Annotated in this window: 11 protein-coding genes and 1 tRNA gene; 9 read left to right on the top strand and 3 right to left on the bottom strand. The window is 65.0% G+C overall.

Features of this window, described 5'->3' with window-relative positions:
• Positions 1-16 precede the first annotated feature (16 nt).
• The 8 genes from IT41_RS00770 (at position 17) to IT41_RS00805 (ending at position 6,686) form a co-directional block, all read left to right on the top strand.
• Entirely contained in the window at positions 17-937 is a 921-nt protein-coding gene (locus IT41_RS00770; RefSeq protein WP_036737922.1) for a manganese-dependent inorganic pyrophosphatase, read from the top strand.
• A 10-nt stretch (positions 938-947) separates the two neighbouring features.
• A complete protein-coding gene (locus IT41_RS00775; protein WP_036737924.1) occupies positions 948-1,817 on the top strand; it encodes a TIGR01459 family HAD-type hydrolase in 870 nt (289 codons plus the stop codon).
• 128 nt (positions 1,818-1,945) lie between these two features.
• The gene (locus IT41_RS00780; protein ID WP_036737925.1) at positions 1,946-2,875 is read left to right on the top strand and encodes a bifunctional riboflavin kinase/FAD synthetase; all 930 of its coding nucleotides are present in this window, start codon (positions 1,946-1,948) and stop codon (positions 2,873-2,875) included.
• Positions 2,875-3,315: a YcgN family cysteine cluster protein gene (locus IT41_RS00785; protein WP_036737927.1), complete on the top strand. Its 441-nt coding sequence runs from the start codon at positions 2,875-2,877 to the stop codon at positions 3,313-3,315. Before IT41_RS00780 ends, IT41_RS00785 begins: the two co-directional genes overlap by 1 nt.
• Positions 3,312-4,355 carry a threonine aldolase family protein gene (locus tag IT41_RS00790; protein ID WP_036737929.1) on the top strand — a complete coding sequence of 348 codons (1,044 nt, stop codon included), beginning with the start codon at positions 3,312-3,314 and terminating at the stop codon, positions 4,353-4,355. Before IT41_RS00785 ends, IT41_RS00790 begins: the two co-directional genes overlap by 4 nt.
• A gap of 814 nt (positions 4,356-5,169) precedes the next feature.
• On the top strand, positions 5,170-5,745 hold the full coding sequence (locus tag IT41_RS00795; protein ID WP_036737930.1) for a recombinase family protein: 576 nt from the start codon (positions 5,170-5,172) through the stop codon (positions 5,743-5,745).
• Positions 5,746-5,985: 240 nt separating this feature from the next.
• Positions 5,986-6,354, top strand: coding sequence for a BRO-N domain-containing protein (locus IT41_RS00800; RefSeq protein WP_197055960.1), 369 nt, complete (start codon positions 5,986-5,988; stop codon positions 6,352-6,354).
• Between the two features lie 92 nt (positions 6,355-6,446).
• Complete coding sequence (locus IT41_RS00805) at positions 6,447-6,686, top strand: hypothetical protein (protein WP_036737931.1); 240 nt, start codon at positions 6,447-6,449, stop codon at positions 6,684-6,686.
• Positions 6,687-7,519: 833 nt separating this feature from the next.
• Here IT41_RS00805 and IT41_RS00810 read toward each other — a convergent pair.
• Positions 7,520-8,926 (bottom strand): tyrosine-type recombinase/integrase, encoded by a 1,407-nt coding sequence (locus IT41_RS00810; protein ID WP_175496375.1) that lies wholly within the window; start codon positions 8,924-8,926, stop codon positions 7,520-7,522.
• 99 nt (positions 8,927-9,025) lie between these two features.
• Positions 9,026-9,099, bottom strand: a tRNA-Gly gene (locus IT41_RS00815).
• 85 nt (positions 9,100-9,184) lie between these two features.
• Between IT41_RS00815 and IT41_RS00820 the strand changes: the two genes are divergently transcribed.
• A complete protein-coding gene (locus tag IT41_RS00820; protein ID WP_036738167.1) occupies positions 9,185-10,633 on the top strand; it encodes a TrkH family potassium uptake protein in 1,449 nt (482 codons plus the stop codon).
• A 37-nt stretch (positions 10,634-10,670) separates the two neighbouring features.
• Here the strand turns inward: IT41_RS00820 and IT41_RS00825 are convergent, their stop codons facing one another.
• The gene (locus IT41_RS00825; protein WP_036737934.1) at positions 10,671-12,128 is read right to left on the bottom strand and encodes a peptidoglycan-binding domain-containing protein; all 1,458 of its coding nucleotides are present in this window, start codon (positions 12,126-12,128) and stop codon (positions 10,671-10,673) included.
• Positions 12,129-12,149 lie beyond the last annotated feature (21 nt).

Genomic DNA, 12,149 nt, shown 5'->3' on the forward strand with positions numbered 1-12,149 from the left:
TCCGAAGGGGTTCCCCATGATCAAGGTATTCGGCCACAAGTCTCCCGACACCGATTCGACCGGCTCGCCCATCATCTGGGCCTGGTATCTTTCGGAAATGCGCAAGCAGCCCGCCGTCGCCGTGCTGCAGGGCGAACCCAATACCGAGGCCGCCTGGATGCTGGCGAAATGGGACCTGCCCATGCCCGGGATCATCGCCGATGTCGCGGCGGGCGAGCAATGCGTGATCGTGGACACCAACAACCCCGCCGAACTGCCCGATTCGATCAACGAGGCCGATGTGATCGAGATCATCGACCACCACATGCTGGCCGGCGGCATCAAGACCCGGACGCCGATCAATATCACCGTGCGGCCGCTGGCCTGCACCGCCACCATCATGCACGACCTGATCGGCGACGAGGATCTGGCCCGCGCGCCGCGCGGCATCAAGGGCGCGATGCTGACCTGCATCCTCTCGGACACGCTGGAATTCCGCAGCCCGACCACCACGCCGCATGACCGCTTCGTCGCCGAGAAGCTGGCCAGCGAACTGGGCGTCTCGATCCCCGATTACGCCGCCGAGATGTTCGCCGCCAAATCCGATGTCAGCGCCTTTGGCGAGGCGGAGCTGCTGCGCATGGACAGCAAGGAATATGAGCTGGGCGGCAAGCAGCTGCGGATCTCGGTTCTGGAAACCACCGCGCCGCAGGTGCTTCTGGACCGCAAGGACGCGCTGATCGCCGCCATGCCCGGCGTCGCCGCCGCCGATGGCGCCGATCAGGTGCTGCTCTTCGTCATCGACATCCTGAAAGAAGAGGCGACGCTGCTGGTGCCCAACGATTTCGTGCGCCAGATCGCCGAGAAAAGCTTTGGCGCCACGGTCGCGGGCGACTCGGTCGTGCTGCCCGGCGTGATGTCGCGCAAGAAGCAGATCATCCCGGCCCTGTCCGTTTGAGGAATGTCCCATGACGCAGATCATCCAATCGCTGGCCGAGATCGCGGCCGATTACGACGTGCTGTTCTGCGATCTGTGGGGCTGCCTGCATAACGGCGTCGAACCCTATCCGGCCGCCGTCTCGGCCTTGCAGAACTTTCGCCGGCAGGGCGGGCGCGTGGTGCTGATGACCAATGCGCCGCGTCCGGGAAAATACGTTCAGGAACAGCTCGACCGCATGTGTGTGCCGCGCGATTCCTATGACCTGATCGTCAGCTCGGGCGACGCGGCGCAGGATGCGATGTTCGCCGGCGCCGTGGGGCGCAAGGTCTGGGCCATTTTCCAGCCCAAGGACGAAGGGTTCTTTTCCGATATCCCGGCCGAATGGCAGGACGCCCCGATGATCGAGCGCGTGCCCCTGGACGAGGCCGAGGGGATCGTCTGCTGCGGCTTGTTCGACGACATGACCGAGGTTCCCGACGATTACCGCGCCCGGCTGACGATCGCGCGCGACCGCGGCCTGCCGCTGCTTTGCGCCAATCCGGACGTGGTCGTGGATCTGGGCGAAACGCGCCTCTATTGCGCCGGCGCGCTGGCCGAGCTTTATACCGATCTGGGCGGCCAGTCGCTGTATTTCGGCAAGCCGCACCCGCCGATCTACGAGATGGCCCGGCGCCGGCTGGGCCTGGGCAAGGACATGCGCTACCTTGCCATCGGCGACGGGATCGCCACCGATGTCCCGGGCGCCGTGGCCGAGGGGATCGACGCGCTCTTCGTGACCGGCGGGCTGGCATTCGACCAGTTCGGCCCGGATGTCGAAAACCCCGATCCCGCGATGCTGGACGAATGGCTGGCCACGCGTTCCGAAAATCCGCGCTACAGCATGGGCCGGCTGCGCTGAGAAGGGCGGCGGGCGGGCCGGTCTCGGCGCTTGCAACCCGCGCGGCTGTCGGCGATATGGACCATCTGAAATGGCGTCTATGCCGCGAACGTGACTGACCGGGCCGGGATCGGCCCACGGGGGGGCGATTGCGAATCCATCACGACTGGAGAGGCCTGCCGATCGAGGCCCGCGGGGCGAGCGTCGCCATGGGTAATTTCGACGGGGTGCATCTGGGTCATCGCTCGGTGATCGATACCGCGCGCGCGGCGGCCCAGGCGCCGCTGGGCGTGATCACGTTCGAGCCGCATCCGCGCGAGTTTCTGGCCCCGGACGCGCCGCCATTCCGCCTGATGAATGCCGAATCGCGCGCCAACCGGCTGGCGCGGCTGGGCGTGGATCACCTGTATGAACTGCCCTTTGACGCGGTGCTGTCGGGCTTTGCGCCGCAGGATTTCGCGCGCGAGGTGCTGGTCGAGGGCCTCGGGATCCGCCATGTCACGGTGGGGGCGGATTTCTGTTTCGGCCGCCAGCGTTCGGGCGATGCCGGCACCCTGACCGAACTGGGGCGGGAACTGGGATTCGGCGTCACCATCGCGCCGCTGATCGGCGACGGCGAGGTGCAATACAGCTCGACCGCCATTCGCAAGGCGCTGGCCGAGGGGCGCTGCCGCGACGCCGAGCGCATGCTGGGCCATTGGCACCGGATCGACGGCGAGGTGCTGCATGGCGACAAGCGCGGGCGGGACCTGGGCTTTCCGACCGCGAACATGGCCGTGGACAGGCTGCACCTGCCTGCCTTCGGCATCTATGCGGTATTGGTGGACGTGCTGACCGGACCCGAACGCGGCAGCTATCGCGGCGTGGCCAGCCTGGGCGTGCGGCCGATGTTCGGGGCCGGGCGTCCCAATCTGGAAGCCCATATCTTCGATTTTTCCGGCGATCTTTACGGTCAGCACCTGTCGGTCGCGCTGGTCGAATATCTGCGCCCCGAGGCGAAGTTCGACAGCCTGCAGGCGCTGACCGAACAGATGGGCCGCGACAGCGCCCGCGCGCGCGACATTCTTCAGGGCAATTGATGCGCGAGAAATTCTGGGAACTGCCACTGGACCGCCTTGATCCGCAGGAATGGGAGGCGCTTTGCGACGAATGCGGCAAATGCTGCCTGAACAAGCTGGAATACGAGGATACGGGCGAGCTGGCCTTTACCCGGGTCGCCTGCAAGCTTCTGGATTGCGAAAGCTGCCGGTGCTCCAGCTATCACAATCGCCATGATTTCGTCCCGGAATGCGTGGTTCTGACGCCGCGCAAGCTCAAGCAGATCGCATGGTGGCTGCCGGCGACCTGCGCCTATCGGTTGCGCAGCGAGGGCAAGCCGCTTTACGACTGGCATTACCTGATCTCCGGCGATCGCGAATCGGTCCATCGGGCGGGAATGTCGGTGCGTGGCTGGGTGGTCAGCGAAGCGCGCGTGCCCGAGGATGACTGGGAGGATTACATCATCGAGGACCTGTCATGAATTTCGCTTCGGACAATGCCGGCGGCGTCCATCCGCGGATTCTCGCGGCGCTCGGGGCGGCGAATGCGGGCCATGTTCCGGCCTATGGCGGCGACCGGATCACCCGCGCCGCGCAGGACCGCCTGCGCGAGACTTTCGATGCGCCCGATGCGGCGGTGCATTTCGTGGCCTCGGGCACCGCGGCCAATGCGCTGGCCCTGTCGCTTGCCGCGCCGGGCTGGGGCAAGATCTTCTGCCATGCCGACGCCCATATCCACACCAGCGAGAGCGGCGCCCCGGAATTCCTGACCGGCGGCGCCAAACTGGTCCCGATCCCCGGCGCCGGCGGCAGGATCGCACCCGAGGATCTGATCGCGGCGCTGGAAGCCAATGGCCGCGATTCCGTCCATGCCGGGCGGAACGTGGCGCTGTCGCTGACCAATGCCACCGAATGGGGCACGGTCTATGACCTGGATGAACTGGCCGCGCTGACCGCCATCGCCCGCGATCACGGGCTGATCTGCCATATGGACGGGGCGCGCTTTGCCAATGCGCTGGCCGCGCTGGATGTCGCGCCCGCCGACCTGACCCATGGCGCCGGCATCGACATCCTGTCCCTCGGCGCGACCAAGAACGGCTGCATGGGGGTCGAGGCGGTGATGATCTTCGATCCCGCGCTGGCCGAGGATTTCGAGTTCCGGCGCAAGCGCGCCGGGGCGCTTGTCTCCAAGCACCGGTATCTGTCGGCGCAGATGCTGGCCTGGCTCGAAGGCGACCTGTGGCTGCAGATGGCGGCGCATGCCAATGCCATGGCGCATGATCTGGCCCTGGGGCTGTCGCGCCTGCCGCATGTGCGCATCGACCAGCGCGTGCAGACGAACGCGGTTTTCGCGACCATCCCGCATGACTTGCATGTCCGGGCGCAGGCGGCGGGGATCGTCTATCATCCCTGGCCCCACAGCCAGCGGCTGGACGAGGGCGAGCCGGTCTCGATCCGCATGGTCTGCGGCTGGGATACCACGCCCGAGGATGTCGGCGCGACGCTGGAGGCGCTGGCCTGAGGGCTGCGGTATCCGTTCCTGCCGGTTCCGCCGATGTTACGCGTCTCCGGCCCGATGCGCAGGAAGAAGGGGCAGATCGTCCCGGAAGCCGGCACGAATTCACGCCGGGGATCACCGGGTTTCCACCTGAATCCGCGCCTGACGATGGTTGCGCGGATCGCTTAGGGAACGCGGCACCAAGCCCGAAAGCTGCCCGTTCCGGCCAGTTCGATCTGGTTCACGACACATCCGGCCTGTGCCCCGGATTGCACCGGCATGGAGTGCAACCTGAGAGAATAAAGGCTGTGCCAGGTGCATAATGGAGCGGGTGATGGGCAGCGTTTCAGAAAAATCGAACCCTGCGCACAAAGCTTTTCCACCTATTATCAATGCCTTGACTCGGACGTTCCTTCCAGTCGCGTCCCTATGTGTGCTTGGTGTGGTTCAGTTGTGTGCCCAGCATGGGGCAAGCTGTAGCGCGTGGCAAGAGGGGCAGAAATTTGCCGGAAAAATCCGAGGCCCCGAACTCGACAGTTGTCGCTCGACGCTCACCCCCCCGTGCCGAGGTCGGATGTCATGTGCAGGTAGGAAGCAAGCGGATGGGGGACCACTAAGCGGCTGACCGCGCTGTCAATCCCCTCTTTCCCTGCTGGGATGCGCCCGCCTTACCCGCCCTCACTGTCTCACAGGGCAAGGTCTATCGGGGCGTCTCGAAGCGCCCGGAATACTGTCCCACAAGAATGGTATTGACCTTTCGGGACAGATCGACCTATAATCTTTTAGACTTTGTGAGACAGTTTCAGCGTCACGGGACGCAGCAGGAGGGAACGGAACAATGCTGGTAGGATATGCACGGACATCGACACTGGACCAGAAGGCCGGGCTTGAGGGACAGGAGCGGGATTTGCTGGGCGCGGGCTGCGAGCGGCTTTTCATTGAACAGGTGTCCTCCGTGGACGTGGCTGCGCGTGAGGAACTTGCCGAGGCGCTGACCTTCATTCGAGCAGGTGACACGCTGGTCGTGACCAAGCTGGACCGTCTGGCGCGCTCTGTCGCCCATCTGCTGGAAGTCCTCGACACGCTGACCGGGAAGGGCGCGGCATTGCGCATCCTCAACATGGGCGTCGACACCAGCACCCCGACAGGGAAGCTCATGTTGACCGTTCTGGGTGGCGTTGCCGAGTTTGAGCGGGAAATCATGCTTGAACGCCAGCGGGAAGGGATCGCCAAGGCCAAGGCTGCGGGCAAATACAAGGGCCGCAGGGCGACGGCACGGGCGAAGGCGGGGGACATCGTGAAGCTGCACCGCGAGGGCGTCGGCGGGACCGAGATAGCCAAGCGGCTGGGGATCGGCAGGGCCAGCGTCTACCGGATACTGGACGAAGTGAAGAAGGAGGAGGACGCAGCGTGATCGTGCTTGAAGTGATCTTCTGGGGCATCAACGGGCTGATGGTCGTGGGGGCGCTGTTGTCAATCTGGGGGGCGCTGGGTCCGCACTGACGGCCTTCTGGTCGCGTCTGGAAGCACCTCGGCGGCTCTATCTGTTTCTGTTCAGGGGCTCCGTGGTCCCCGGCGGTGGACACTCTGCGGGCCTTTGTGAGCGCCCTGACGCGGCACCTTCACCTTCCTCGACAAGCACCCCATCCGCACAGTGACCCTTGACGGAACCCCGTGGTTCGTCGTGCGGGACGTGCTGAACGTGCTGGGCATCAAATATACCGGGAATGGACTCTCTAACATGGATCAGAACCATGTTTGCGACTTCAAAATCCCCGGCCAGCGCGGTCGCCCGAACAAGTTGGTCAACGAAGCGGGCCTCTATCGGCTCGTCCTCCGCAGCGACAAGAAGGAGGCCAAGGCGTTCCAAGATTGGGTGACTGGCACGGTCCTGCCCGCGATCCGCAAGGACGGCGCCTATGTCATGGGCGAGGAGCGGCTGGCAGCGGGGAATTGCCCCGCAGACCGTCCCGATAAAGGAACCATCCCACGAGCAGGGAAGCCCAGCGCCAAGCGTAGTTGACAGGAGGCAGTCCCGACAAGAGAACTAATTATTTCAGTGACTTGCGTGGATATCCTTTGTAGGATGCCGCCACTGCAACAAGAGGAAATGACATGACTACCAGCGAAGCCCCCAGCGCCAGCACGGAACAGCTTACAACACAGGCGGCAGTGGATGATCTGACAATGGCGATGGAGTTTCTGGGGACGACGATACGGCACGTGGTCGCCCCTGTCCCCGACATGGAGGAGGTCTACTGCCATCTGCGTTGGGCGCGGTCCTTGGTTCAGTCGGTAGAGCGCAGCCTTGACCTGCCGACCGGACACCTGCCCCCAGAGGACGCGACTGCATAGACTAGCCACCAAAGCGAAAGAGAGAGGCCCGCAGAAGCCCCGTGTGGCCTCTCCTCCGCCTGACATGGGAATAGCCTAGCGGGCCTGTCAGGCGTCGCTCTACGGGCCGCTGTGAGGCTCTACGGGGGGATGGAAGTGAGAGGGCGAAGACGGGGGATCGGCCCCTGCGCCGCAAAACTCGGATCAGAACCCCGTCCACAACCCAACCACACCATAGAAGCCCAGAGAAGCCCGCAGGGCGCCATGTCAGGGAATCCTGCACCTTCCAGCCGCAAACCATAGCTACCCGTGTGTGAGTCTCTACGCGGCTCTATCAGGGAGTGGGGAGTGGGGAGTAGGTAGGTGGGACACCTCAAGGACACTTTGCTGTCCCTTCCGAGGGGGCAGGAGGCAATTACCCCCCGGTCTTGGAGTGAGGCCCCCCTTTACACTTTACTTTACATGTAGAAGGGAGGTTCCATGTGCTGTGGTTGGACATGTCCCTGACGTGCCCCACTCCTCACCTCCTCCGACAGACACCCACCCAACAGGACCACGCAAAGCCCATCCTGTGGACATCGGATAGGTTCGCCCAGTCGCGCCCAGCGACGTTCATGCGGACCACAGGGGACAGTGTGCCGCTTGTACGGGATCACCCCCGACCGGCGCTCACTCCTCAATCCTCCACCTACCCCCGGCTCTGTGGTCTTCACTCCTCGGGGACGGGGAACGCAGCACCGACCACCATAACACGCAGCCAGTAGGACCACGCATATGCGCGTTTCTGTGGCCGATAGAGAAGCCTTCACTGGTCGCCCGTCTGGCCCTTCCTCCTCTGGGATGGGATACTCCACCTACCGCGCTTCCTTCACCTCATGCGCCCGCTGCATCGCTCTGGTGGTCGCGCGCAGCTTTGCCACCTCGCCGCCATAGACGCGATCACCCACACCGCCCAGCGTGTGGCCGAGTATCAGGTTCTGTTCCAGCGATGCCACCTCGGCCAAGACAAGCCAGTCCTTCATGTTGTGGCGCAGCGAATGGATGACGTGCTTTGTATCCAGCGTGACCCTGCGCAGATGCTTCATCAGGGACGCGGACGCCGCATCGCTGCCCCGTGGACGGCCATAGGACGGGAACAGGCTGTCACCCCCTTGGACCAGCTCAAGCGCCTCCGTCGCGGCCCTCAAGGCGTCCCCGACAAGCGGCACAACGCGCCGGGAAGTCTCTGTCTTCAAGCTGCGCACAGCGTTGGGTTCAATGCGGATGTGGGGAAACTCGCCCGTCAGCCTGACATCCTCGATCAGCAGCCCCGTAACCTCGGCAATCCGGCACCCCGTTCCCTCGATCAGACGCCAGATCAGGGCCAGTTCGGGCGCAGCCTTACCGAGAACCCTTTGGCGGGCTTCTGCGAGGACTTCGGGCGGCAGCGGGGTGCGCTTGTCGGATGCCTTCTGCCCCTGTCCCTTTGCCACCCGCGCGACGGGAAGACGGCGGAACGGGTTCTGCACCGTCGCATCAAGGCCGAACTCGACCAAGGCGAAGTTGACGACCGCGCTGATGATCGACAGTTCCCGCGATACAGTGGACGCGCTGACCTTCTCACCCACGCCCCTGCCCGTGGCCTTCACCCGGTCTAGCATGTGGTCGCGTGTCCTGCGGGCGTCCTCGCGCGTGATCGCGGACAGTTCGGGATTGCGCCCCATCGCTGCTATCGCTGCATCAATGACCCTGTTGGCCAGCCCCACCACGCGACTATCCGTGTCCGGGTTATCGGCCCGCAGGTGTTCCTTGAGATAGAGCTTACGCGCGTCGTCCAGCGTCGGCGGCGGGGGAAGGTGGCGCTCTGGCCCTAAGCGAAGCATGTTGATGGTATGGGTGTCCAGAGCAGTTGCCCCGATGGGGTCATCCGTTTCAGGGTCCACAGGGTAGCGGTTCACGATTATATCGGCGGCAGAAAGAAAATCCCACTCCCCGTATCCCTCGGCCAGCATTTCACCGCGCAGCCGGAGGGCTTCCTGATACGCCTCCAACTCCGTCATCCCGCTCCCCTGCACGGCATTGCCTCGGGCGATCCGCGCCCGCGCAGTCTCAATCTCACGCTCTACCTCGGCATGATACCGGGGATAGGCGGCAAGGGCCTCACGCCGGGAATCACCCAGTTTGCGCTTGAATTCGCGCTTGATGATGACCGTGCCGACCGCTTTGGGAACGCGGCGGCGATACTGAAAGCTGCCCGATTTGGTCTGTTCAATATGCTTCAAGACAAGTCCCATGTGTGCCCCGTGTGTGCCTTAGAGTGCACTGGAAGGGAATGCAAGTACCTGAAAGCATTGAAAATAAAGTCTGTGCTAGGTGCACAATGGAGCGGGTGATGGGAATCGAACCCACGTATTCAGCTTGGAAGGCTGCTGCTCTACCATTGAGCTACACCCGCATCGCACCCTCTATAGGCACTCGGACGGGCGCGCGCAAGCGCCGGCGGCTTGACGGAGGCCAAGCGGCAGGGCAAGCAAGGCGGCATGATCGATATCCGTCCCGTGGCAAACATTGTCGGCAAGCTGGTCGTCACGCTGGGGGCGGCGATGGCGCTGCCCATGGCGGTGGACCTGTGGGCGGGCGACCCGAACTGGCAGGTGTTTCTGGAGGCGGGCTTTCTGACCATGATGGCCGGCGCGCTGCTGGCGCTCGCCACGCGGCAGGCCGACAAGTCGCTGACCATCCAGCAGGCATTCCTGCTGACCGCCGCGCTCTGGCTGGTGCTGCCGCTTGCCGGCGCATTGCCCTTTCTGATGGGGCCGCCGCATGTCGGCTTCACCGATGCCTATTTCGAGGCCATGTCGGGCTTTACCACCACCGGCACCACGGCATTCCCTGAACTGGACAGCCTGCCGCGCGGCATCAACCTTTGGCGCGGCTTTCTGAACTGGGCCGGAGGGCTGGGGATCATCGTCGTCGCGATGATCTTTCTGCCGGTGATGAAGGTCGGCGGCATGCAGTTCTTCAAGTCCGAAGGCTTCGATACGCAGGGCAAGATCCTGCCCCGCGCCTTTGACATCGCGGGCGAGATGACCGGCATCTATTGCGCGCTGACCGCATGCTGCGCGCTGGCCTATCTGCTGCTGGGCATGCAGGGCTATGATGCGCTGGTCCTGTCGCTGTCGACATCCTCGACCGGCGGATTCGCGCAGTTCGACGCCAGTTTCGGGGCCTATATCGGACCGCTGGAATATGTCGCCTCGCTGTTCATGATCCTGGCCTCGATTCCGTTCATCCGCATGGTCCAGCTGGTCCGCGGCTCGGCCGGGCCGATGTGGCGCGACATCCAGATCCGGGCCTATCTGCGCTGGACCTTCTACGCGATCGCGGTGATCGTGCTTTACCGGCTGGTCTGGCTTGGGGCCGGCGACCCCGAGGCCGTGATCCGCGAGACGGTGTTCAACGTGGTCTCGACATTCTCCGGCACCGGCTATGCCTCGACCGATGTGACGCAATGGGGGCATCTGCCCTTTGCGATCCTGATCGTCGTCGGGCTGATCGGCGGCTGCACCGGCTCGACCTCGTGTTCGGTCAAGGTGTTCCGCTATCTGGTCCTGTTCCAGGCGGTCAAGGCGCAGTTGCGGCGCATGCAGTCGCCGCACCGCATCTTTCCGCTGAAATATGAGGGCCGCCCGCTGGAGCAGGGCGTGGTCGATTCGGTCATGGCCTTTTTCACCCTGTTCATCCTGAGCTTTGGCCTGCTGATCGTCGGGCTGGCGCTGACCGGGCTGCACCCGCGCACGGCACTGACCGGCGCCTGGACCGCGATTGCCAATATCGGACCTGTCTGGGGGCCGGAGATTGGCGCGAACGGCGCGATCAACGATTTTCCCGCCGCGGCGAAATGGCTGATGATCCTGGGGATGTATATCGGCCGGCTGGAGCTGCTTTCGGTCTTTGTCCTGTTGCTGCCGCGCTTCTGGCGGTCCTGACTCGGTCCCGGTCGAGCCGCCCCTGCCGCCGAAAAACCTAGTTCCCGGGCACGGCCGGTGCGATCGCCGGCGTCTCGGGCGCGGTTTCGCCGGCGCCGGGCGCGAAGCGGGCCAGGTTGTCCGAGATCTCGGCGGACAGGCGGTGCTGATTTTCGGCGTCCGCGATCGGCCAGATCAGCACGAAACCCTGAACGCGGCCATCGACCACACGGCCCTCGGCATGGCCGATATGGGTCTGGTTGCGCCCGTCCAGCACGACGCTGCCCTGCGCGACCTGCCGTTGCGGCTGTGGCACCCAGCCAAGCGCCGTGACCAGCCCGGCAAGATCCAGCATCTCCTGCTGGCCGCCGGGCTGCGAGAACAGGATCAGCGCCGCGCCCGAGCCATCTTTCGGCCCGTAGATCGACAGCGCGCGTTCCGAGCGGTCGAATTGCAGCCTGTCCATCGGCGCTGGCAGGGCCAGTCCGGTATGGGCGTCCTGCAATTGCGTCAGGCCGATCTCGTCGCGCCATGCCTCGCGGCGGCGGATCAGGTCCCGCATCGCCAAAGCCGCATCGGGCGAGGCGCGCTGGCGCAGGATTTCCTGGGCGATGGCGGCCTGCGTGGCGGGGCCGTCCTTGCCGTCGATGGCGCCGTCATAGCGCCCCGCCCATCGCAGCGCGCGCTGGACATCCTCCAGCGGTGGCATGGGTTGCGAGCCGGCGCCCTCGAGCGTGCCGGCCTGCGGGGTGTCGCCGGCGATGGCGCTCTCGCCGATCTCGGCGCCCGGCACGACAAAGGCGTCGCGCGGGATCGCCCTGGCATTCTTGAAGGCGGCCAGCCATGCCCCGGCGGCGGCCTCGTCATAGGGGCCAAGCGCGACGACCAGCCGGCCGTTGGGCAGGGTCCAGAGGCCCGCCTCGGGCAGAAGTTCGCGATACTCCGCCAGGGTTTCCTCGGCCTGCTGGCGGTCGGCGGTAGAGGAGATGCGGATGAAGAACCCTGCCGGGGCGGCGGGCTCGACCGGGGGCGGGGGCTCGTCCTCGGCCCCGGGCGTGGTCGCGGGGGTCGCGCCCATCCCGGTCACGGAACCCGCCCCGGTGGCATCCGATGGAAAGATCGAGGGCGAACCCGCCCCGCCATCCGGCACCGCGTCCTGCGTCGTTGGGCTGTCCTCCGCGGCCGGGTCATCGCCTGCCGGCCCGATCTGCATCAGCTCGCGGCCCGCGGCTGCGGACAGGAAGCTGTCGGCGGGAACCCTGTTCTGGCCTTTCAGCTCGGACAGGCGGGCCGTTGCCGCCTCGCGCGGCATCGGACCCAAGGCAATGCCGATCCAGCCATCGGCCAGCGGAAAGGTCACGACATCGGGGAATTGCGCGCGCCAGCCCTGCGCCGTCGCCTCGGCGGCCTCGCTGCCGCGTTTTGCCTCGATCCGGATCACCACTACCTCGGCCATGGCGGAATTGGCCGCGATCAGCGGCAAGGCCGCCCCGATGATGAATGCAAAACGCCGCATGCACGCCCCTCTCATTGACCC

Origin of the sequence: Paracoccus halophilus, assembly GCF_000763905.1 — a bacterium.
GTDB lineage: Bacteria > Pseudomonadota > Alphaproteobacteria > Rhodobacterales > Rhodobacteraceae > Paracoccus > Paracoccus halophilus.